The organism is Streptomyces sp. GMY02, from assembly GCF_019056675.1.
GTDB lineage: Bacteria > Actinomycetota > Actinomycetes > Streptomycetales > Streptomycetaceae > Streptomyces > Streptomyces odonnellii.
The window spans coordinates 378,742-400,283 of the sequence record NZ_CP077658.1 but is presented as its reverse complement, the minus strand read 5'-3'; the positions used below and the strand labels follow the sequence as shown (position 1 = coordinate 400,283).

The following is a 21,542-nucleotide window of genomic DNA, read 5'->3' as shown; positions in this document are numbered from 1 at the left end:
GGTATTTATCCTGCCCCAGCTTTGTGTGACGTGTTTCTGATGACGTTCAGCGTGTCCTCACGTCCGCGCTCCCACGGAAGTTCCTGGCCACTGCTGCTCCCGATCACCGTTGACCCTGGCAGGCGTGCGGCCGGTTGCCGTGGTGGCACTTTTTCCCAGTTCACCGACGGCTGCCTGGCGGACTGGGGGCTCGATGCGGCCGAAGCACGGCTGGACGAAGCGGTTATCGACCTGATGAAAGTGGTCTTCGCCTTCGAGAAGGACGTGCAGGAGCGCTACCCCGCCGACTTGCCGCGGGCTCACTTGGCGAGTTCTTTCGGTGATCCGTCAACTGTTTGCTCAGGCGGGAAGTTCGGTGATGCTGAGGGAGAAGTCCACGTTTCCCACCCCGTGGTTGGCGAGGCCCACCGTGAACAGGCCCGCTCCTTCCAGCCAGTGCGCCATTTTCAGGCCGCCGGCGTCCAGCGGGCGCAGCCCGAGGCTCTCGATGAACGCCTCCACACGTGCCTTGGCCTGCGCGTTGTCGCTGGCGAGGAAGACGTCGGGCCGGCCCTTCTCCAGGACGTGGCGGAAGACGGTGTTGAACGCCTTCACCACGCTGGCGCCGGCCGGGGCGGCCTTGGCGGCTTCCTGGGCGATCGAGGTCTCCTCGCGGTGGGCCAGCCCGTCGAACGTGGAGTTGAAGGGGTTGCTGATGTCGACGATGACCTTGCCCGCGAGAGCGTCTCCGTACTGGGTGACGGCCGGCACGACACCGTCGTACAGCAGGGCCACGATGACGATGTCCCCGGCCGGGGCGGTGCCCCATTCTCCCGTGGTGGCGCCGCCGCCGAGAGCCTTGGCCAGGCCGGCGGCCTTGGACTGATCGCGGCCCATGACCTCGACGGTGTTGCCGCCCGCTATCGCCCGCGTGCCGATGGTGCGGGCCATGTTCCCGGTGCCGATGATGCTGATGTTGCTCATGAGATGTCCTGCCCTGGTTGTGGTTGTGCGGTTCAGAGGGCGGTGGTGCCGCCGTCGGCGACGAGTTCCATGCCGTTGACGTAGCTGGAGTCGTCGGAGGCGAGGAAGAGGGCGGCGGTGGCGATTTCGTCGGGGCGGCCCATCTGGCCGCGGGGGATGAGGGACTCGAACTGGCGCTTGGTGGCCTCGTCGAAGAGTTCTTCCTGCTTGGCGGTGGCGACCTGGCCGGGGGTCAGGACGTTGACGCGGATGCGGCGGTCCTTGAGTTCGTTGAGCCAGATGCGGGCCCATGCCTGCTGGACGGCCTTGCTGCCGGCGTAGACGCTCCAGCCGGGGAAGGCGCCGAGGGAGGCGTTGGAGCCGGTCATGAGGATGGAGCCGCCGTCGTTGAAGAGCGGGAGGGCCTTCTGGACGGTGAACAGGGTGCCGCGGGCGTTGAGCCCGAACCAGGTGTCGAACTGGGCTTCGGTGATCTCGCCGAGCGGGGCGGGCTCGCCCCCGCCGGCGCTGGCCCACAGCACGTCGATGCTGCCCTTCTCCCGCTTGACGGTGTCGTAGAGGCGGTCCAGGTCGTCCAGGTCGGCGGCGTCGCCCTGGACGCCGGTGACGTTGCGGCCGATCTGCTTCACGGCCTCGTCCAGGGCGTCCTGGCGGCGGCCGGTGATGAAGACGTGCGCTCCCTCGTCGACGAACAGCTTCGCGCCGGCCAGCGCCATGCCGGTGGTGCCGCCGGTGATGACCGCGACCTTGCCGTCGAGCTTTCCCATGGTCGTTCCCTTGAGTCGGTGGTGCCCGTGTATGCCTGGGGCGGCGGAGTTATGTACACCGCCCTGTGTGCTTACGGTACGGGGCGCCCGGCCGGGGCGCAACTATGTACACCGGTCGTTACCTAGCTGCGGTAGGATGAAGCCATGACGGAGTTGGAGAAGGGCCCCACGGGCCGCCGCCGCGGCCGGGGCGCCCGCGAACGCATCCTCAGCGCGTCCCAGCAGCTGTTCCGCGAGCAGGGCATCAACCGCACCGGCATGGACCAGCTCTGCGCGGCGGCCCAGGTGTCCAAGCGCACGGCCTATCAGCACTTCACCGGCAAGGACGAACTCGTCGCCGAGTACCTGCGCCGGTTCGACCCCTCCGTTCTGTCCGGCGTGTTCGACCGCACCGACCTCACGCCCCGCGAACGGCTCCTCGCCGCCTTCGACATCCCCCCCACCACCCCCCTGTGCCCCTACATCGGCGCCGCCGTCGAACTCCACGACCCCCAGCACCCCGCGTCCCAGTACGCACGCGAGTACAAGAAAGCCGTCGCCGCGCGGCTCGCCGACACCGCCCGCGAAGCCGGCGCCGCCGACCCCGAACAGCTCGGCGAGCAGCTCGCGCTGCTCATCGACGGCGCCGCGGCCCGCACCCGGGTCCTCAACGCGGACGCCTTTCCCACCGCCGCCGCCATCGCCGCCGTCCTCATCGACAACGCCATCCCCGCCACAGCCGACGACGACCGGCGACGCGAGGAAGTGCCAAGCTGACTTGGCACTCCACGGCCGGGCTGGACACGCTGCCGGTCGCGTGGCTGCACCCGCTGGTACGCGACGCCAGAAGCCGCTGGGGAGACCGGCACCCCCCGAAGGCTTCAGAACCTCTACGAGCCGGAGACTGCCACCCCCTTCATCCACTCCACCGCGGCGCTCTCCTCGCGGGGCAGGACTGCGTTGACTTCTGGACCGAGCCAGCTGAGCCATTCACGCTGATCATCAGTGAGCGGCCCCCACCTGGTCCACGCCAGCCCGAAACGAAGGCCAACAGGCGGGCAGCCAACACGTCCGGCTGGAACCCACCGTCGGGTTCTGGATCCCAGGGACCGACTCTCGACGCTACGAACGGCAGACTGTTGGTGAACGGCTCCGCTCCGACGACAGGGCGATCAGCCGACGTGAGCCGCGTCCGCAGCACGTACTTCCAGTCGGTCTCAGGTGCTTCGGGGCCCTCAGACAACTGCTGGCCGAAGAACGGAACCGGCTAGGAGGTCGGCCGCAACAGCACCAGGCCACGTCACTTCCCAGCGCATGATGAACGGGGGTCAGCCGAACTGCTCAAGCGTGCCGTGAGGCGACATCGCCACCAAGCTGCCACATCTCGTAGTTCCCGCATTCTGCCGTAATCTCGGCCGTCGACTGAGCCGCAGTGACGAAGTCATCTACTACCGGCGAGGTGTGAGATGCCGCCACCGCGAGGCACACCTGGTCGGGAGCCAGATCCGGGATGGGCACATAGACGACGTCCGGATGCGAGTAGAACACGGACGCCGAACGGGCCAGGAAGGAGATGCCCCGTCCGGCCGCGACGTGCGCGAGCGTCTCGTCCACCCCGCGCACCGGGTACCCGGCATTGGGGAGCGGGTGCTTGGTGGGCTGCGTGTTCGGGTCACCGTGCCAGACCAGCGGTTCGCCGGCCAGGTCGGCCTCGGTGACCTGCTCCCTGCCGGCAAGCCGGTGTCCGGCGGGCAGTACCGCTACCCGCGGCTCGGTGTACAGCGGGGTGACGCGCAGGCCGGCCTCGTCGATGGGCAGCCGCACGTAGCCGACGTCGATGCGGCCGTCGAGCAGCATCGCGGCCTGGTCGTCCCCTTCGATCCGCTGCACGTCCACGACCACGTCCGGGTGCCGGTCCTCGAACGCACGGGCCGCCGGGGTGACTGCAACGCCGGCCCGGAAACCGACCATCAGCCGCCGCCTGCCGCCGGCGGCCGCGGACACCCGGCGGCGGACCGCGTGGGTTGAGGCGAGCAGCGGACCGGCGTCGGCCAGCAGTTGCCGGCCCGCATCTGTCAGCTCTACGCCGTGGCGATCCCTGGTGAACAGCGAGGCGCCGAGATCCTGCTCGAGCGCACGGATCTGCCGGCTGAGCACCGGCTGTGCGATGTGAAGCTCATCGGCGGCGCGGCCGAAGTGCAACTGGTCGGCCACGGCGACGAAGTAGCGCAGTTTGCGCAGGTCCAGATCCATGGCACCTCCCAGCTGGTGATGCCTCCAGGGTATCACCACGGTTGAAAGAAGTCTTGGACGCCCACTCAGGTCAATGGCAACCTGAATAAGCACCTAATGGTCCGAGCGAATTCGGCACAAGAATTCGATATCGGTTGGCCCAAGCCCAGAATGAGCACATCAGGAATGGAACGCCCCCATCGCGCCATTCGACGGCGTCGACGACACAACCGTTAACAACGACGGGGTGGGCATCGCGTCCTATCCAGCTCCAGAAAGCAGGAACTCCATGAGCAGCATCAGCATTATCGGCCTGGGAAACGTGGCCCGCGCCCTGGCCGGCCGGGCGCTCGGCGGCGGTAACGCCGTTGAGATCATCGGCCGCGACCAGACCAAGGCCAAGGAATTGGCCGCTGCGCTCGGTGGTGCCACGGTCGGGACGGGCGGCACGGTTCCCGCCGGGGGACATCGTTGTCCTCGCCGTGCCGTACGCCGGCGCCGCAACGGTGGTGAGGGAGTACGGGGACGCACTGCGCGGCAAGATCATCGTTGACATCACCAACCCCGTAGCCCCTGACCTGCAGGGCTTCGCCGTCCCCGACGGCAGTTCCGGCGCGCAGGAGATCGCCAAGGCCGCTCCCGACGACGCGCATGTCGTCAAGGCGTTCAACACTGTGTTCTCCCACGTTCTGGCGGCCGGCCCGGCTGAGGACCGCCCTCTGGACGTGTTCATCGCCGGCGACGACGCGCAGGCGAAGGCACGCGTGTCGGCGTTCGTCGAGAGCCTGGGGCTGCGCCCCTGGGACACCGGGGCACTGTTCATGGCGCGGGCACTGGAGAACGTCGGCCTGCTGGAGCTGGGCCTCATGAACCACTCCGTCAAGCACACCAATTTCTCCCTCGGCATCACACTTATCGGCTGAGCAAACCCCCTACCACTATCTCTCGTGCCGCGTCACGCCAGTTCACTTACGGCACGGGAAGACCCTGCACCTACCCTCACAAGGACAGTCAGATGCGCGTATTCGTCGCCGGGGGGACCGGCCATTCCGGTTCGTACATCATCCCCGAGCTCATCGCCGCCGGGCACGAGGTCACCGGCCTGGCCCGGTCGGACGCTTCCGCGGCGGTCTTGTCCGCGTTCGGCGCGAAGGTGCGTCGCGGCGACCTTCAGGATCTCGACGGGCTCAAGGAGGCAGCCTCGGGCTCCGATGGCGTCATCCACGTCGCGCACAGGCAGGATCTGCTGCCCTCCGGCGGGATGGACGCCGTGGCCGCTGCGGAGCTCCCGATCATGCTCGCGTACGGCGAGGCACTGGCGGGAACCGGAAAGCCCCTGGTCACGGCGGGGAGCATTGGCTCACCCGGGCAGCACCTGGGCCGGCCGGCCACCGAGGAGGACCCGGCTCTCCCCGCCGGCGAGGAGCACAAAGGCACCCTGCGGATCCGCAACGTCGTGGAAAGGGCCGTAGTCGACCTCGCCGAGCAGGGGGTGCGGTCTTCGGTCGTGCGGATCGCCAACATCGCGCACAGCACGACCGATCGTGTCGGCTTCCTCCCCACGCTGATCGCGCTCGCGAAGGAAAAGGGGTTCGTCGGCTACCACGGCGACGGCGCGAACCTGTGGAACGCCGTGCACATCCGCGATGCCGCCCCCTTGTTCCGCCTGGCGCTGGAGAAGGGGCCGGCCGGCCGATACTGGCACGCGGTCGGGGACGGGGCCATCCCGTTCCGCGAGATCGCCGAAGCCATCGCCAGCCGCCTGGGTCTGCCTGCCGTGAGCGTTCCCAACGATGCCCTGATGACGCCGGGGTACTTCGGGTTCCTCACGAATATCGTCACGCAGAGCTACCCGGCGTCCAACCTCATCACCCGCCGGACCCTCGGCTGGGAACCCGCCCAGCCCGGCCTGCTCGCCAATCTGGACAACGGCCATTACTTCCCCGCCAGCTGACGGCAGGAACCCGGATTGTAACGAGCCCGGCAACCGGCAAGTTCGGCTCTTCTGAAGGACGTTGACATTATGACGACTGTGGGATTTATCGGAAGCGGAAGCATCGGCAGGACCCTCGCGCGACTCGCTGTCGGGGCCGGGCACCAGGTGGTGCTCAGCAACTCGCGCGGTCCCGAAACGCTCGTGGACACGGCCGAGGAACTGGGGCCGCGGGCGTCCGCAGCGACGAGCGAAGAGGCCGCGGCGGCCGGTGGCATTGTCGTGGTCACGGTGCCGGTCAGCGCCTTCCCCCACCTGCCCGACGCGCCACTGGCCGGGAAGACGGTCATCGACACCTGCAACTACGGCCCCGAGCGTGACGGGCACGTCCCCGAGCTCGACAGCAAGTCCCTCACCTCAAGCGAGCTGCTTCTGCGGTACGTCCCCGACGCCCTGCTCGTAAAGGCGTTCAACAACATCTTCTTCAAGCACCTGCTGTCACTCGCCCGCCCGGCAGGGGCGGCCGACCGCTCCTACCTGCCGATCGCCGGGGACTCCGCACCGGCGAAGGCGGCGGTGACCGAATTCATCGACTCCATCGGCTACAGCGTGGTGGACGTGGGAACGCTGGCCGACAGCTGGCGGCAGGCGACGGGCACGCCGGTGTGGGGAACACCGTACGGGCCGTACGCGAACGAGAAGGGCCAGCCGGTCGGCAAGGACGCCATCCGCGCGGCACTGGCCACCGCAACGCGCTAACCGTCAATTATCGCGGACCGTGATGTGGTCCGGCCGTGCCATGCCCCCGCCCGGAGGATATTGGGCGGGGGCATACTTCGCATGCAAAGGCGTTGAATCCAGCGAAGGAATTGTCCCTGCGTCTCGTCGCGCGGAGTCAGGTTCGACGCCACGGAGTCGAAGGCCGCATCGATCAGGGCATGCGTGCCGCACCCGCGCCATCAGGCAGACCTGCGGGTGTCCGCTCTGGTTGACGCCGCCTTTGCCTGTGAACTCGAACCGGGCGGCCTTTGCCGGGGTGTCGGGGACGTCCAGCGCGGTGCCGTCCCAGGCCACCAGCCGCAGTCCGAAGGCGAACGCGGTGGCCGTGGCGGTGGCGGCCAGCGTGCCGCACCGCCGCTCGAACAGCGCCTGCAGTGGTTTGTCACCCGGCCGCTGCCGGGCCCGTGTCAGTGCCGAACTCGTGGGCAGACGCTGGGCGCACAGGCCCGGCAGGTGCCGCAGTTTTTCGGTCAGCGCGCGCAAGACTGGGGGAACGTGTTTTCCCACACGGTGCGCACGGTGCGGCCGACGGGGGTGCGCAGCACCGGCCACATCTGGAGGAGTAGATCCTGGTTGAGGTAGTGGGGCAGGTCGTCGTGCAGGACGGTGCGATACAGGCCCATGCGCTGGTGAGGCTTGGCCATGTAGTACAAGGTCATCCCTGACCAGGCCATGTACAGCGGCAACTCGACGACCCCCTGAGTGGGGCTTCGCAACTCGTCCAGCGACTCCGGCAGGCGCCGTCGGAACGTTTCCCGGTACAGCGCGAGGTCCTCGGCGTCCGCTCCCGAGAGGTCCCTCGGCGCGGGTGCGGGGTGCTGTGGGCTGGAGGGTATGGCTTCATTATGGCGACCGGGGAAGTGGCGCTGGGTCATGATGTGCGAGCAGGTGTCCGGGGTAAGCGCAGGCGGGCTCGTGCAGGCGGAGCTGGTCGTGTCGGCCGGTTCCGCCCCGAAGGGGAGGGGCGGATTATTGGTCATGACGCTCGTATGACGCTCGGGGCGCCCGCATGCGGGACAGCGAGCCGAGAAATGGGCTCTGACCTGGTCTTTTCTGAGACCCGCTCAGGCCGACATCTTTTCGATGACGCACCACGTGGAGTGTGTCGCCATCCTCGAACCGGCTGAGAACTCTGCGGCCGCAGGTGGAGGGTCCCACCCCGGTGAGCGGGGCTACAGCGAGGTCGCCTTCCCGTCCGTCGACGCGGACATGTACGTCGTCAACGCCCTGGCCGCGCTCATCGTCACCCGGCATCGGTGTCGGCCGAACAGATGGGGCGTGGCGATCGGCCTGGCAGGTGCGCCGCTTGTTCTTCGGGTGTGAGGTCGCGGCGGACTGCCTGGCAGATTTTCTGGATGGTGTGGGCGGGGCTGGTCTGGCCTGTCTTCCACAGACGGATTGTGCCGTCGCGGCCGCCGGTGGCGAGGGTGTGTCCGTCGGGGCTGAAGGTGAGAGCCAGCACGCCTGAGGTGTGGCCGTCGTAGGTGGCTTGCGGAAAGCCGGTGGCGGTATCCCACAGCCGCACGGGGCTGGTGTTGTCGCCGGAGGTGGCGAGGGTGCGGCCGTCCGGGCTGAAGGCGAGTGAGGATACCCGGGGCTGCTGATGCTGAGAGTCCGACGGCCGGTGGTGGTGTTCCAAAGGTGTGTCGCACCGTCGGCCTCGGTGAAATCGGCGCTGGCCAGCGTTGTGCCGTCCGGGCTGAAAGCCAGTGTCTGCTCCCACCCGAAGGGGCTGTCCTCCTCGGTCGGGGTTTCCTGCTCGGCGTTCAGTGTGGTCGTGAGGGTGCCAGTGCGGGTGTTCCAGAGCTGGATGGTGGACGGGGACGTGTCTACGGCGAGGGTCTGTGCGTCGGGGCTGAAGGCCAGTGAGCCCACGGACTGGGTTGGGTTGGTGCGGCCGGTGACGAGGCGTGCGAGGCTGTTGGTGGTGGTGTTCCACAAGCCGACCATGCCTTGAGTGAGGACGAAGGCCACGGTGTTCCCGTTGGGGTTGAACACCAAGTTGCCTACGCCGAGTTCGTTGTCGGAGAGGGGGGCGTTTCGTCTGCGGGCGCCGTTCAGGTCCGACAAGCGAACCGAGTTGCCCGTTGTGGATGAGGTGGGCCTGACGGCGGCTATGGTGCGTGCGTCCGGGCTGATGGCGAGCGAGGTGCGAATGCCGGTGTGCCGGGTGGAGTAGGCGTGTGTCCTGCCGGTTGCCAGGTTCCAGATCCTTGTGGTGTTCGTATGGGTGGCCTGGTTTCTGTCTTCGCTGCTGGCGACCAGTTCGTGTCCGTCGGGACTGAATGCGAGGGCTTGTATTTGGCTGTTTTTGGGGCGGTGAAGGGTCGTGTGGCCGGGTGAGGTCACGTCCCACAGCCGTACCGCGTCATCGGTCCTGCGCTGCCGGTGGCGAGCGTGCGGCCTGGAGGCGAGCGCGTGAGGCTGTTCTTACGCTTGACGAGCACGCCCTTGACCTGGCGAAGCGTCCCTACGACCTGCGTCACGTCGGCATCTCGTTCTGGTTGGCCTCCGCCGTCGACCCTGCGGAGTGTGCGCGCCGGGCTGGACAGAGCATCCAGGTCCTCTTCCGCTACTACGCCAAGTTCCTGGCTGAAGCGCGGAATCACGCCAACACCCTGATCGAGGACTCCATGCGGCGATGGGAGGAGGCCACGGACGATGACGATGCGGAGAGCGCCTTAGCAGGACCCTGGCCCGGAAATGCCCCGGAACTGCTGGTCAGAGCTGGGATACGGGTGGGAGATATCGGGAGTAAGGGCGTGTTTCGACTCGCTGCTTAGAGTTGCGCCGAGAAGGGCGCCTGCCGGGCATCTGCCCTGGTCAGGCGCCCTTTTTCTGTGTCTAGAAGAAGCCCAGCTTCTTCGGCGAGTACGACACCAGGAGATTCTTCGTCTGCTGGTAGTGGTCCAGCATCATCCGGTGTGTCTCTCGGCCGATGCCCGACTGCTTGTAGCCGCCGAAGGCCGCGTGGGCCGGGTAGGTGTGGTAGCAGTTGGTCCAGACGCGGCCGGCCTGGATTGCGCGGCCCGCGCGGTAGGCGGTGTTCATGTCGCGGGTCCAGACGCCCGCGCCGAGGCCGTACGAGGTGTCGTTCGCCGTTTTGACCGCGTCGTCGAAGTCGCTGAACGAGGTCACCGCGAGCACCGGGCCGAAGATCTCCTCCTGGAAGATCCGCATCCGGTTGTTGCCCTGGAAGATGGTGGGCTGGACGTAGTAGCCGCCGGCCAGTTCGCCGTCGTACTCGATCCGCTCACCGCCCGTCAGGGTCTTCGCGCCCTCCTGCTGCCCGATGTCCAGATACGAAAGGATCTTCTCCAGTTGGCCGTTGGAGACCTGGGCGCCGATCATCGTCTCCGTATCCAGCGGGTTGCCCGCCACGATCGCCTCGGTGCGGGCCACGCCCGCCTCCAGGAATTCGCTGTAGTGCCCGTCCTGGATCAGCGCCCGTGACGGACAGGTGCACACCTCGCCCTGGTTGAGCGCGAACATGGTGAAGCCTTCGAGTGCCTTGTCGCGGAAGTCGTCGTCCGCGGCCCAGACGTCGTCGAAGAAGAGATTCGGGCTCTTCCCGCCCAGTTCCAGGGTGACCGGCTTCAGATTCTCCGAGGCGTACTGCATGATCAGCCGCCCCGTCGCGGTCTCGCCGGTGAACGCGATCTTGGCCACACGCGGGCTCGACGCCAGCGGCTTGCCCGCCTCGGTGCCGAAACCGTTCACGATATTGACGACACCCGGCGGCAGCAGATCCGCGATCAGACCCATCCACAAGTGGACCGAGGCAGGGGTCTGTTCGGCCGGCTTCAGTACGACGGTGTTCCCTGCGGCCAGCGCTGGCGCCAGCTTCCAGGTCGCCATCAGGATCGGGAAGTTCCACGGGATGATCTGCGCCACCACTCCGAGCGGCTCGTGGAAGTGGTACGCGACGGTGTCCTCGTCGAGCTGGCTGAGCGAGCCCTCCTGGGCTCGCAGCGCACCCGCGAAATACCTGAAGTGGTCGATCGCCAGCGGGATGTCGGCGGCGAGGGTCTCCCGAACCGGCTTGCCGTTCTCCCAGCTCTCCGCGACCGCCAGCTCCTCCAGATGCTCCTCCATCCGGTGCGCGATCCGGTTGAGCACGTTGGCGCGCTCCGACACCGGGGTCCGCGCCCAGCCCGGCGCCGCGCCGTGCGCCGCGTCCAGCGCGCGCTCGACGTCGTCGGCCGTACCGCGGGCCATCTCGGTGAAGGCGCGGCCGTTGACCGGGCTCGGGTTCTCGAAGTACTGGCCGCGCGCCGGCGGGACGTACTCCCCGCCGATCCAGTGGTCGTAGCGCGGTGCGTACGAGACGATCGCGCCCTCGCTGCCCGGCGCTGCGTAACAGGTCATGTCTGTGGCCTCCCGGTTGTTGTCGCGCCGCCCGCTGTCGGACGCCGCGGATTCGACAGTGGGAACGGGTACGGTGCGAACGGGTTGCTGCGGTCGCGGCAGTTCGGACGTGGGGTGTGGTACGGCGGGCGCCCCGGCGGTGGGCGGTGCGCCGGCGCCAGGTGGTCCGTCGGCGGCGGGCAGTGTGCCGCCTGCGGTCGGGGCGGCAGCCGTGGGCTCGTTGGCGTGCTCGCGCCGGACGAGCCAGTAGTACGTACAGACGCCGGTGACGACGACGGCGACGAACAGGACCCCGCCCCAGCGCAGATACCAGTGGAACGGCGGCACCGCGTCGTACACCTCGGAGCGCGGCCAGGCGAGATTGACCGTCATGCCGAGCCCCCACAGCACCGCCAGCAGATTGACGGGCAGCCCGAACCGGCCGAGCGAGAAGGCCTCATCGCCCGGGGACCGCCCCTCGGTCTGATCACCCCGGGACCGCCCGCCGGTCTGATCGCCCGAGGACCGCCCCTCGGCCGGCCGCCAGGTGCCGCGCAGCCGCCGGACCAGCAGGGGGACTGTGACCAGCAGACAGGCGAGCTGGATCACGATGACCGCGATGCTGCTCAGCACCGGGAAGATCCGGGGCTGCTGGGCATTGACCGCGAGGATCACGACGGCGAGCAGACCGGTGACGGCCGCCGCGGTCACCGGAGTCCCGGAGCGCGGGCTGATCCGGGCGAGACGCGCGGACGAGGGAAGGGCGTTCTCACGGGCCAGTGCGACCGTCAGCCGGATCGCGGCCGCGTGCACAGCCAGCGCGCAGAGCGTGACGGCGATGATCACGCACCACAGCACGATCTCGCCGATGTCCGGACCGAGGGGAGAGAGCACGACAAAGCGGAGGCCGCCCTCGGACAGCCTCATGGAACGCAGCTCGGGCACGGACAGCAGCGCGTAAAGGAGTACGAGCCCGCCGGCCAGGAAGACGGCCACGAGCGGCCGGAGAATCGCGCCCCTTACGCTGGGGGAGGGGCCCGAGCCGTGCGGCTCCTCGTCGGACGCGGACGCCGTACCGGATCCGTACAGCAGATACGCGGCAGCGAGCGCGGCCGTCAGCAGCGCACCCGCATGCCCGAGCGACTGGCCGACGTCGAACCCTTCCGTCCGGGTGGTCGCCCCCGGCCCATGGGTGAGGTACGCGGCCAGCAGCCCGACCAGGGTGAGGGCGGCAACCAGTTCGACCACCACTCCGGCGGAACTGATCCGGGACATCAGCCCCGTCCCGAAGGCATGGACGAGCGTGGTGAAGAGGATCAGGACCGAGCCCAGCAGTACGGCGTTCTCCGCCGCGTCGTTACGCCCCGTACCGTTCCCGACGAACTGGAAGAAGTCCGAGATCGGCGGCAACGCGATCTGATACGCGAGAGCCGCCGCGGTGAGCGCGAACACGGCTGCCGCGAGCGCGGCCCAGCCGCCGAGCCGGCCGGTGCGCGATCCGCCGAGCGCCGTGGACCAGTGGTGGACCGAACCGGCGGCGGGATGGCGGGCGGCCAGCTCGCAGAAGCACAGCGCCACCATGAGCTGACCGAGAAACACCAGCGGCCAGGCCCACCAGTGGCCGGACCCGGCGAAGGCGACACCGAGGGGGAAGAGGAGAAAGAGACAGAGGGTACGGGTCAACTCAGGTGTGACGCCAGAGGACTTGGCCGCCTCCTCGTTGCCCCTGGCATCGCTGGAGTCCCCCGCATCCCTGGCGCCCCCGGCATCCCTGGAGTCTCCGGCATTGCCGGCGTCCCTGGTTTCCCTGTTGTCCTGGTTGCCCCTGTGGTCCCTGCTCTGCTGTCCGAGCGACAGCTCAGGCATGACGGCTCCTCCGGTTCCGGACAGCACACGACGCGGTCCGGCCCGGCTCGGACACGTACCGTAGTTCTCCGGTACCGACAGTAATGAGCACGGGGCGGGTCCGCACCGCGAGCGGAGCGGGCGGGGCACGCGACCGGCCGGATCCGCTCATCGTCACCGCACCCACGCCGCCCGACAAGAGCCTCCGTCGGCCAGACCCGGCCGGCGCGCGGGCGGTACCGCCGCCGTCACCCCTCGATCGTCACCCCTTAGCCGTCATCCCTCGGCCGACACCTCCGCCAGGGCCGCCGCAGGGTCCTGGTCCGGTGGGCCCGCCGGGGTCCAGTGGCCGTCAGGCGTCTCGCGGTAGGGCCACCAGCGGCCGTCGGGGGCGTAGCGCAGTTGGGCCGGTGTGTCGGCGAGGGACCAGCGCGCACCGCCCAGGGGCAGCAGACGAGGGCGGTCGTCGTCCTCCCAGGCCGAGTGGAGAGCGGCTTCCGCCCGTGTGAGGGCCTCGGGTTCCGGGGTCCACTCCTCCTCCAGTACGGCGAGGCCCGCCGCGCCGCCGTACCGCCAGGCCTGTACGGCGCGGTCCAGCTCGGCGCGCTCCCGGCCGGTGTTGGAGGCGAGGCGGGCGAGGAGCCGGGTGTCGGAGGTGGCTGCCGCGAGCCGGACAGCATCCTGATGTACCGTCAACTCGGTCTCCAATGGCTGATGTTCATGCCCCGGTGCCAGTGCCTCGGACAGCATCCGCAGCGCCCGCGCCGCCGCGTCGGCCGCCAGGAACTCCAGCGCGTCCGCGTCCGCCCCGCCCGCCGGATCCGTGTCGGTGTCGAGGGCCGGGGCCTGCCCCGGCTCCCCGGGTAGCGGCGGGGGAGCGGGCAGCGGCGGCAGGCTGTCCCGTACCGCGAAGGCCGCCTCCGCGGGCACCCCCGAGGCCTCGGGAGCCGGTGCCTCGGCGTCCGCCGCCTCCCCGTCCGCACCGGCGGTCCGGGACGCCCGCGCCACACTGCGCACCTGGAGTTCGTCCAGCAGCCGGCGCTCGCCCCTGCCCCGCATCAGCAGCAGGACGAACGGATCCTGGTCCAGCAGCCGCGCCATCTGGTAGCAGAGCGCCGCCGAATGCGCGCAGTGGTCCCATGCCTCACAGCCGCACTCGGGCTCCAAGTCACCGATTCCGGGAAGCAGTTCGACTCCGGCCGCCGCCGCGTCCTCGACCAGGTGCGGCGGCATCTCCCGGTCCAGCAGCGCCGCGATATGGCCCGCCCGGTCCACCGCCATGTCCAGGAAGCGGTCCCACTCGTCCTCGCTCAGCGGCTGCCACAGCACATCGCTGCGGTAGGCGCTGCCGTCCCGGTCCTGGACGACCGCGGTGATCCGTCCCGGCCGTACGGACACCGCGCCGACGGCGCCCGCGCGGGCCTGCCTGCGCCCCTTCGTCAGCGGCTCGCCGTCGAGCGCGGTCTCCTCCAGCGCCTTCAGCCAGGCCCGGCCCCACCATGTGTGTGCGAAACCGCGGCCCCGCACGGGCGCGGGCGCAGCGAAGGTCCGTTCGATGTCGCCCCGGCTGTCCCCACTGCCCCGGCTGTCCCCACCGTCCCAGCCATTCCTGCCGTCCCCACTGCCCTGGCTGTCCCCGTCGTCCCAGCCATTCCCGTCATCCCGACCGCCCCTGCCGCCCCGGCCGTTCCTGCCGTCCGTACCGCTCATCGCGCGCCCCCTCGCAGCTCCACCAGATCCGCCAGCTCGGCGTCGGTCAGTTCGGTCAGTGCGGCCTCGCCGGAGCCCAGCACCGCGTCGGCCAGCTCCTTCTTACGGGCGAGCATCCCGGCGATCCGGTCCTCGACCGTGCCCTCGGCGATCATCCGGTGCACCTGTACGGGCCGGTGCTGCCCGATGCGGTACGCGCGGTCCGTCGCCTGCGCTTCGACCGCGGGGTTCCACCAGCGGTCGAAGTGGACGACATGCTCGGCCCGCGTGAGATTGAGCCCGGTGCCCGCCGCCTTCAACGACAGCAGGAAGACCGGCACTTCACCGTTCTGGAACCGGTCCACCATCGCCTCGCGCTCGGCGACCGGCGTACCTCCGTGCAGAAACTGCGTCGGCACTCCGCGCGCCGCGAGATGCTGTTCGAGGAGCCGCGCCATCCGCACGTACTGGGTGAAGACCAGCACGCTCGAGCCCTCCGCGAGGATCGTGCCGAGGAGTTCGTCCAGCAGCTCCAGCTTGCCGGAGCGGTTCGCGATGCGCGGCTGCTCCTCCTTGAGGAACTGCGCCGGATGGTTGCAGATCTGCTTGAGACCGGTCAGCAGTTTGACGATCAGCCCGCGGCGTTCCATCCCGTCCGCCGCGCCGATCGCCGCGAGGGTCTCCCGTACCAGCGCCTCGTACAGGCCCGCCTGCTCCGCGGTGAGGGAGACGGCCCGGTCGGTCTCCGTCTTGGGTGGCAGCTCCGGCGCGATGCCCGGATCGGACTTGCGGCGGCGCAGCAGGAACGGGCGGACCAGCGCGGCGAGCCGCTCGGCCGCCGCCGGGTCGTCGCCGCTCTCGACGGACCGCGCGTACTGGGTGCGGAAGGTGCCGAGGCGGCCGAGGAGCCCGGGGGTCGTCCAGTCGAGGATCGCCCACAGTTCGGAGAGGTTGTTCTCCACCGGGGTGCCGGAGAGCGCGACCCTGGCCCGCGCGCCGATCGTCCGCAGCGCCTTGGCGGTGGCGGAGTACGGATTCTTGATGTGCTGTGCCTCGTCCGCGACGACCATGCCCCAGTCGGTGCCGCCGAGCCTGGCCGCGTCGAGCCGCATCGTGCCGTAGGTGGTGAGGACGAACTTGCCGTCCGTCAGGCCCTCCAGACCGCGGGTGGCGCCATGGAAGCGGCGTACGGGTGTACCGGGCGCGAACCGTTCGATCTCCCGCTGCCAGTTGCCCATGAGCGACGCGGGGCAGACCACCAGGGTCGGACCCGCGGCCGAGGCGTCGGTCTGCCGGTGGAGATGGAGCGCGATGAGGGTGATGGTCTTGCCGAGGCCCATGTCGTCGGCGAGACAGCCGCCGAGACCGAGCGAGGTCATCCGGTGGAGCCAGTTGAGGCCGCGGAGCTGGTAGTCGCGCAGTGTCGCGTCGAGCCCGGCGGGTGCGCCGATCTCCTGTTCCGCCCCGTCGGTCCGCTCGGGATCGGCGAGCCGGTCGCGCAGCCGGGCCAGCCAGCCGGACGCCTCGACCTCGACCCGGCGTCCTTCGACCTCGGTGGAACCGGTCAGCACGGCGCCGAGCGCGTCGAGCGGAGTGATCTTGCGGTCGCGGCTGTCCCTGGCGCGCCGGGCCTCGGCAGGATCGATGAGCACCCACTGGCCGCGCAGCCGGACCACGGGGCGGTTGGCTTCGGCGAGGCGGTCCAGCTCGGCGGGGGTGAGGCGCTGATCGCCCAGTGCGAAGCGCCAGTTGAAGGAGAGAAGGGCGTCGGCCGAGAGGAAGGCGGGCAGGTCGCCACCGGTCCGGTGCTCGCCCTTGCCCTGGGCGCCGGCACGGGCGTCGGTGTCGGTGCCGGCACGGGCGTCGGCGTCGGTGTCGGTACGAGCGTCGGTGTCGGTGTTGGTATCGGAAGGGCCTATGACGGCGCGGGCCGTCAGGGTACGGGCCAACTCCCTGGGCCAGTGCACCTGGACGCCGGTCGTGGCCAGCGCGGTGGACGCCTCGCCCAGCAGATCGGTGATGTCCTCGTCGGCGAGTTCGATGGCATCCGGTACGGCGGCCGAGAGCAGCGGGGCCAGCGGCGGCCAGGCGCGGGCGGCGCGGCGCAGGGCGAGCAACGCGTCCATCCGGGCACGCGGGCCGAAGGCCGTACCGATACCGGCGGAACCTGCGCCCGCACCCTTACGCGCCGTACCCGTACCCGCACCCGACCACACGGTGGCGGCGTCGGCGACGACCGTGGGGTCCGCGGCGCTGTGCATCTGGAGTACGGCACGGAAGGCGGGCAGCGCGAAATCCCCCGCGAAATCCACTGCGCCGTCCGGGAGTCCGGGGCCTGGCGGCGCGGCGTCCGCGAGGCCCGGCAACTCGACACGCAGCGACAGCCGTACGCCCGCGTCATGCCCGGCGGCCACATCGGCGGCCCAGCCGCGCAGTTCGGGAAAACGGCGCGGGGACGGGGCGGTGAACGCGGGCCCCGCGGCGGCGAGTTCGGCGGCGGGCGTACGGGGCAGCGTGTCGACGACCGCGTCCAGGAAATTCCGCAACACCCCTTCGGGCGCGGGCAGCATCAGCGGCCCCGGCTGTACCGCGGGGAGCGGGACGGCATGCGCGGACGGCGGCATCGCGGCGGCCAGCGCACGGATCCGCTCCAGATCCTCCGAGGCCAGCGGTCCGGCCCGCCAGGCGTCATGGTCCGTACCGGTGAGCCCCGGCAGCAGCCGTCCACGCGCCGCGAGGTGCAACGCGAGCAGGGCGGCCCCGCCCCAGAACGCCGTCGACGGCGAGGCATCCGCGTGCGTACGGGCCCTGGTGAGCAGCGGCAGCGAGGCGGAGACGGGCATCAGCAGTGCTCTGACCGTGAGAGGGTGGCCGCAGGTGTCGACGACGGCCAACTCCTCCACGGAGCCCAGCGCGGACGGTGGCTCCGCGCCGTCGGGATGCCAGTGGGCTGTCCGGCCGGTACGGGCCGGGTCCGCGGGGAGAAAGACCGTGGAGCAGCGGGCGAGTTCGGAGATCCGGGAGAGCGTTGCCGCGGGGAGCCTGTGCACAGCGAAGACGCATTCCTCAAGTTTGACTACTGCGGGTCGGAGCCGCCGAGGGTACCCCACCGCGAAGCCACGCGGGAGCGGCGCCACCGTGACGCGACTCACGCCAAGACCGGCCGGGTGTAGCCAGCACCACCGTCGGCCCCCGGGTAACCCCCATACCTTCCGGGTGGTGGCCGCCGTCCCTTCCGGGTGGTGGCCGCATGGTCGCCGACGCTCCCTACCCGTACGTTTCAAGAAGGTCAGCGCGTTGCGCGACCTTTCCCCCGCTGGACATCGGCCCACAGACCGGAGACCCACATGCCCCACACCGTCACCGCCACCGTCGCGGAGCCCCTACCCGATGCCGCGCCGGGCCGCACGGGTGGCAGCGACTTCGCGCCCCTGCTGCGGACGGTCAGGGAACAGGGCCTCCTGGAGCGCCGGGTCGCCTGGTACGCCCGGGGCATCACCGTCAACTTCCTCTTCCTGGGCGCGATCGTCGCCGGAATGGCGCTCCTCGAACCGTCCTGGTGGACGCTGCTCCTCGCGCCGCCGCTGGCTGTCGTATCCGCGCGCATGGCGTTCATCGGCCATGACGCGGGACACGCCCAGATCACCGCCGACCGGGGGCGGGGCCGTCTGGTGCAGCTCGTCCACGCCAATCTGCTGCTCGGAATGAGCCAGGAGTGGTGGAACGACAAGCACAACCGGCACCACGCCAATCCCAACCACATAGACAAGGACCCGGATGTCGCCGCGGACGTCCTCGTCTTCACCCAGCACCAGGCCGTGGGGCGCTCGGGGCTGCGCCGCTGGCTCACCCGGCATCAGGCCTGGCTGTTCTTCCCGCTGACCACGCTGGAGGGCGTCGCGCTCAAGGCGTACGGCTTCCGGGCCGTCTTCTCCGGCGGGGACGGCTCGATGGCGCCCCGGCGCCGAGTGGTGGAGGGCCTGCTGCTCGCGGCTCATGTCGCCGCGTATCTCACGCTGCTGCTGACCACCATGACCCTCGCGCAGGCGATCGTCTTCGCGGTGATCAACCAGATGCTGCTCGGACTCCACCTCGGGATGGCCTTCGCGCCCAATCACAAGGGGATGGAGATGCCCGACCCCGAGAGCTGCGCGGACTGGGGCCATCTGCGGCGGCAGGTCCTCACCTCGCGCAATGTGCGCGGCGGTGCGCTCACCGACTGGTTCCTGGGCGGGCTGAACTACCAGATAGAGCACCATCTCTTCCCGAGCATGCCCCGCCCGCACCTGCGGCTCGCCCAGCCACTGGTGCGCGCGCACTGCCGGGCGTTGGGCGTCCCGTACACCGAGACCGGGCTGATCGAGTCGTACCGGCAGGCCCTCGGACATATGCGCGACGTCGGCGAACCGCTGCGCGCGAGCGCATAGTGGAACTGGCGGACGCCGGTGCGCGTTCACCGAGCAGAGTGGCTCTGCCGCGAAGGAGGCGTCGAATGTCGACAAAGACGAAGATCGTCATCGGGGGAGTGGCCATAGGCCTTCTTCTGTGGCCCATGATCGGATTCTGGTTCTCGCTGCTGGTGGTGCTCGGAGTGCCCACGGCCGCATATCTGATGCTGGATCCGTCGCAGCGCCGCAGGCTGCGCAGGATCAGCCGCAAGGAGATAGACCGCTGAGCCGGCGAAGATCCGTACGTGCTCGTTGAGCCGGGCGGTCTTGTCGGGCGGGGCGCCTCGTCGGACCGGGTCGTCAGGCGGGCTTTTTGGGCCGGGCGGTCTCGTTGGGCGGCGCCGGCTCGGTGGCGGGCTTTTTGGGCCGGGCGGGTCAGGTCGGGCGTACGGCCATGTCGTCGAGGGCCGTGAGCAGCGCCGGGAGTTCGGTGCCGCGCCCGATCGGCAGGACCTCGCCCGGTTCCGCGTCCAGCAGCACGAATGCCATGTCGTCGGTCCTGGCGACAAAGGACCAGCCGGGGCCGTCGGCGCGGAGTGTCCGGGCGTCGCCCGGGGCGAAGCTGGAGCGGACACGGCCGAGCGGCGGGGCCTTGTCCAGATAGCCATGGAGTTCCTGCAACACGCGCCGGATGCCCGGGTGCCCGGCGGGCGTGGGCTTCTCGCCGGTGTTCTTCGCTGTGTCGCCCGGGCGCGCCGCGCTCTTCCGAGCGGCTTTGTCCCCAGTACTGGGAGGTTTCGCACCGTCCGGGGGCTTGGGAAGCTCCATGCGGTCCGGGGGCTTGGGCTCGGCGGTGGGCGTCCCGGCGAGCCGTTCTCGCCATGACGCCCACTGCAGGGCGATCTCGTCAGCGCCGAGGCGACGCTGCGCCGGGCCCCAGCTTTCGATGTCGGGAGGTGTGAGCACCGGCCAGTCGCCGTCCTCCTCGGAGCCGGGCTCCGGCGCGGGGTCGTGCGGGGCGGGCAGGCCGGGTGCGTGTACGGACAGGGCGACCGGCCAGCCGGGCAGCGCGCAGACCACGGTCCGTTCCCCGGGAGAGAGGTCGTACTCCATACCGCAGTCCCAGGACGCGATCGCGACGGCGACCAGGGAGACGTCGTCCACCACGACCGTCCAGCGGGCGCCTTCGCCGTCCTGGCCCATGACCAGCCCGTATCCCCGGTCGTAGGGCTCAAGACTCAGCGCGGCGCAGGCCTCCGGATAGTCGTCGCCGAGTACGGCGGGGAACCGCGCGGGTGTGAGCAGCGCGGCGGTCAGTACGTACAGCGGGTCATCGTCCACGGAGTCGTCCGTTCCGGCCACGGCGCACCTCCCCATACGGTCCGTTGTCGGCGCACCCTAACCAGTGAGTAACGCGGACGTCGAGGGTCCGGAACCGAGCCGGTGGTCACACCGAGGGCAGCCGCTTGTCACAGGGCCGGGAGTCCCAGCAGAGTCCGGGCCACGGCCTGCGGTGACTCGTCGCGCTCCCGGGCCAACGCGATCACAGCCCGGCAGGCGAGTTCACTGATGCCGAAGGCGAGCGCCTCCGGTGAGACCCAGCCCGCCGCCTCGTCGGCCCGCCGCTGGTCGTCCTCCGCGCACGCCGCGACATGGGTGGCGGCGGCCTCGAACAGATTGTGCGGCCGAGGGTGGGGCCGGGCGGCCGGGGCGGTGGCGCGTTCCTGGCCGAGGATTCTGCGCACTTTGCTGAACACCGGGTCCACCTTCCCCCTGCTGTCGGGCATACCGGCTGTCTGGCATGCCGCTACGAGGCGGAGGCGCGCACCGAACGCTTGCCCGCGCCCGCCCCTCCAACGTACGGTCGCGAGGCCCTCGGCAGAAGACCTCCCGACCGGGACAGGACGGGACCCGGGTCAGTCCTGCCGTACCGCCACGGCCAGAAAACGGGAGTCCTCGTCGGCGTACGACTCCAGCCGCCAGCCAGCGCCCGCCAGCAGCAGCCGCAGACGTGGCTCGGCCCGCAGATCGTCGTCCGAGATCTGCCGTCCTTGCCGGGCGGCCAGCGCGGCCCGGCCGAGGGGATGGAACAGCGCCAGCTTGCCGCCCGGCCTGACAACCCTGGCCAGCTCGCGCAGATTCTCGCCCGGGTGCGGAAGGTGCGCGATCAGCCCCGCGCCGAAAACCGCGTCCAGCACGTGCGAGCGCAGCGGGAGCCGGCTCACATCGGCGAGCAGCAGCGTCCCACTGGCCCGGCGGCCGGCCCGTACCGCCTGCTCCAGCATCTCCGGTGTCAGATCGACGCCCAGCACCGTGCCCCGCGCACCCACGGCCTCGCGCAGCGGCGGCAGCGCGCGCCCCGTCCCGCACCCCGCGTCCAGGACGGTGTCACCGGGGCGCAGCCCGAGATCCGCGACGGCAGCGGCGTAGGCGGGACCGTCGTCCGGGAATCGTGTGTCCCAGTCGGCCGCCCTGGCGCCGAAGAACTCCCGCACCCGCGTGTGATCGTGAGGCATGGAGACATGATCGCGCAGTACCGGTCCCAGCCGCGACGCGCGGACCGCCCGGATTGCCGATAACTTTTTCTGAGAAATCTTCGCGTGTCCTCGTCGGGGATGT

The 21,542-nt window shown here is 69.9% G+C and carries 17 protein-coding genes and 2 pseudogenes; 6 read left to right on the top strand and 13 right to left on the bottom strand.

What is annotated here, in order from left to right; genetic code table 11:
• Nucleotides 1-339: 339 nt before the first annotated feature.
• Complete coding sequence (locus tag KQY30_RS01715) at nt 340-963, bottom strand: NADPH-dependent F420 reductase (protein WP_217305223.1); 624 nt, start codon at nt 961-963, stop codon at nt 340-342.
• Nucleotides 964-995: 32 nt separating this feature from the next.
• Nucleotides 996-1,730 (bottom strand): SDR family NAD(P)-dependent oxidoreductase, encoded by a 735-nt coding sequence (locus KQY30_RS01710; RefSeq protein ID WP_217305222.1) that lies wholly within the window; start codon nt 1,728-1,730, stop codon nt 996-998.
• Between the two features lie 144 nt (nt 1,731-1,874).
• Between KQY30_RS01710 and KQY30_RS01705 the strand changes: the two genes are divergently transcribed.
• Nucleotides 1,875-2,486 (top strand): TetR/AcrR family transcriptional regulator, encoded by a 612-nt coding sequence (locus KQY30_RS01705; protein ID WP_217305221.1) that lies wholly within the window; start codon nt 1,875-1,877, stop codon nt 2,484-2,486.
• A gap of 564 nt (nt 2,487-3,050) precedes the next feature.
• On the opposite strand, the gene KQY30_RS01700 is transcribed toward KQY30_RS01705, so the two are convergent.
• A complete protein-coding gene (locus KQY30_RS01700; RefSeq protein WP_217305220.1) occupies nt 3,051-3,962 on the bottom strand; it encodes a LysR family transcriptional regulator in 912 nt (303 codons plus the stop codon).
• A 268-nt stretch (nt 3,963-4,230) separates the two neighbouring features.
• On the opposite strand from KQY30_RS01700, the pseudogene KQY30_RS01695 reads away from it, so the two are divergent.
• The 3 genes and pseudogenes from KQY30_RS01695 (at nt 4,231) to KQY30_RS01685 (ending at nt 6,633) form a co-directional block, all read left to right on the top strand.
• A pseudogene (locus KQY30_RS01695) lies at nt 4,231-4,864 on the top strand (NADPH-dependent F420 reductase).
• 92 nt (nt 4,865-4,956) lie between these two features.
• The gene (locus KQY30_RS01690) at nt 4,957-5,895 is read left to right on the top strand and encodes an SDR family oxidoreductase (RefSeq protein WP_217305219.1); all 939 of its coding nucleotides are present in this window, start codon (nt 4,957-4,959) and stop codon (nt 5,893-5,895) included.
• Nucleotides 5,896-5,973: 78 nt separating this feature from the next.
• Nucleotides 5,974-6,633, top strand: a complete 660-nt coding sequence (locus KQY30_RS01685) for an NADPH-dependent F420 reductase (protein WP_217310670.1) — start codon at nt 5,974-5,976, stop codon at nt 6,631-6,633.
• 3 nt (nt 6,634-6,636) lie between these two features.
• On the opposite strand, the gene KQY30_RS01680 is transcribed toward KQY30_RS01685, so the two are convergent.
• From KQY30_RS01680 to KQY30_RS01650, 7 genes and pseudogenes are all read right to left on the bottom strand, one after another.
• On the bottom strand, nt 6,637-7,137 hold the full coding sequence (locus KQY30_RS01680; protein WP_217305218.1) for a transposase domain-containing protein: 501 nt from the start codon (nt 7,135-7,137) through the stop codon (nt 6,637-6,639).
• Nucleotides 7,125-7,634, bottom strand: coding sequence for a hypothetical protein (locus tag KQY30_RS01675; protein WP_217305217.1), 510 nt, complete (start codon nt 7,632-7,634; stop codon nt 7,125-7,127). Before KQY30_RS01675 ends, KQY30_RS01680 begins: the two co-directional genes overlap by 13 nt.
• 263 nt (nt 7,635-7,897) lie before the next feature.
• Nucleotides 7,898-8,293, bottom strand: coding sequence for a WD40 repeat domain-containing protein (locus tag KQY30_RS01670; protein ID WP_217305216.1), 396 nt, complete (start codon nt 8,291-8,293; stop codon nt 7,898-7,900).
• Between the two features lie 1,205 nt (nt 8,294-9,498).
• Nucleotides 9,499-11,022 (bottom strand): aldehyde dehydrogenase family protein, encoded by a 1,524-nt coding sequence (locus tag KQY30_RS01665; RefSeq protein ID WP_217310669.1) that lies wholly within the window; start codon nt 11,020-11,022, stop codon nt 9,499-9,501.
• A gap of 303 nt (nt 11,023-11,325) precedes the next feature.
• Nucleotides 11,326-12,867: pseudogene (locus KQY30_RS01660) on the bottom strand (APC family permease); the annotation flags it as partial.
• Between the two features lie 255 nt (nt 12,868-13,122).
• On the bottom strand, nt 13,123-14,556 hold the full coding sequence (locus KQY30_RS01655) for an SWF or SNF family helicase (RefSeq protein ID WP_254406874.1): 1,434 nt from the start codon (nt 14,554-14,556) through the stop codon (nt 13,123-13,125).
• Nucleotides 14,553-17,585 (bottom strand): DEAD/DEAH box helicase, encoded by a 3,033-nt coding sequence (locus KQY30_RS01650; RefSeq protein ID WP_217305215.1) that lies wholly within the window; start codon nt 17,583-17,585, stop codon nt 14,553-14,555. Before KQY30_RS01650 ends, KQY30_RS01655 begins: the two co-directional genes overlap by 4 nt.
• Before the next feature lie 297 nt (nt 17,586-17,882).
• On the opposite strand from KQY30_RS01650, the gene KQY30_RS01645 reads away from it, so the two are divergent.
• Nucleotides 17,883-18,962 (top strand): acyl-CoA desaturase, encoded by a 1,080-nt coding sequence (locus KQY30_RS01645; protein WP_217305214.1) that lies wholly within the window; start codon nt 17,883-17,885, stop codon nt 18,960-18,962.
• Nucleotides 18,963-19,027: 65 nt separating this feature from the next.
• Nucleotides 19,028-19,210: a hypothetical protein gene (locus KQY30_RS01640; RefSeq protein ID WP_217305213.1), complete on the top strand. Its 183-nt coding sequence runs from the start codon at nt 19,028-19,030 to the stop codon at nt 19,208-19,210.
• A gap of 148 nt (nt 19,211-19,358) precedes the next feature.
• Here the strand turns inward: KQY30_RS01640 and KQY30_RS01635 are convergent, their stop codons facing one another.
• From KQY30_RS01635 to KQY30_RS01625, 3 genes are all read right to left on the bottom strand, one after another.
• Entirely contained in the window at nt 19,359-20,285 is a 927-nt protein-coding gene (locus tag KQY30_RS01635; protein ID WP_217305212.1) for a hypothetical protein, read from the bottom strand.
• A gap of 107 nt (nt 20,286-20,392) precedes the next feature.
• On the bottom strand, nt 20,393-20,710 hold the full coding sequence (locus KQY30_RS01630) for a hypothetical protein (protein WP_254406873.1): 318 nt from the start codon (nt 20,708-20,710) through the stop codon (nt 20,393-20,395).
• 129 nt (nt 20,711-20,839) lie between these two features.
• Complete coding sequence (locus KQY30_RS01625) at nt 20,840-21,439, bottom strand: class I SAM-dependent methyltransferase (protein ID WP_217305211.1); 600 nt, start codon at nt 21,437-21,439, stop codon at nt 20,840-20,842.
• Nucleotides 21,440-21,542 lie beyond the last annotated feature (103 nt).

Coding starts and splice junctions, on each gene's coding strand:
- KQY30_RS01715 (WP_217305223.1), bottom strand. CDS start 963: ATGAGCAACATCAGCATCATCGGCACCGGGAACATGGCCCGCACCATC.
- KQY30_RS01710 (WP_217305222.1), bottom strand. CDS start 1,730: ATGGGAAAGCTCGACGGCAAGGTCGCGGTCATCACCGGCGGCACCACC.
- KQY30_RS01705 (WP_217305221.1), top strand. CDS start 1,875: ATGACGGAGTTGGAGAAGGGCCCCACGGGCCGCCGCCGCGGCCGGGGC.
- KQY30_RS01700 (WP_217305220.1), bottom strand. CDS start 3,962: ATGGATCTGGACCTGCGCAAACTGCGCTACTTCGTCGCCGTGGCCGAC.
- KQY30_RS01690 (WP_217305219.1), top strand. CDS start 4,957: ATGCGCGTATTCGTCGCCGGGGGGACCGGCCATTCCGGTTCGTACATC.
- KQY30_RS01675 (WP_217305217.1), bottom strand. CDS start 7,634: ATGACCAATAATCCGCCCCTCCCCTTCGGGGCGGAACCGGCCGACACG.
- KQY30_RS01665 (WP_217310669.1), bottom strand. CDS start 11,022: ATGACCTGTTACGCAGCGCCGGGCAGCGAGGGCGCGATCGTCTCGTAC.
- KQY30_RS01655 (WP_254406874.1), bottom strand. CDS start 14,556: ATGAGCGGTACGGACGGCAGGAACGGCCGGGGCGGCAGGGGCGGTCGG.
- KQY30_RS01645 (WP_217305214.1), top strand. CDS start 17,883: ATGCCCCACACCGTCACCGCCACCGTCGCGGAGCCCCTACCCGATGCC.
- KQY30_RS01640 (WP_217305213.1), top strand. CDS start 19,028: ATGTCGACAAAGACGAAGATCGTCATCGGGGGAGTGGCCATAGGCCTT.
- KQY30_RS01630 (WP_254406873.1), bottom strand. CDS start 20,710: ATGCCCGACAGCAGGGGGAAGGTGGACCCGGTGTTCAGCAAAGTGCGC.
- KQY30_RS01625 (WP_217305211.1), bottom strand. CDS start 21,439: ATGCCTCACGATCACACGCGGGTGCGGGAGTTCTTCGGCGCCAGGGCG.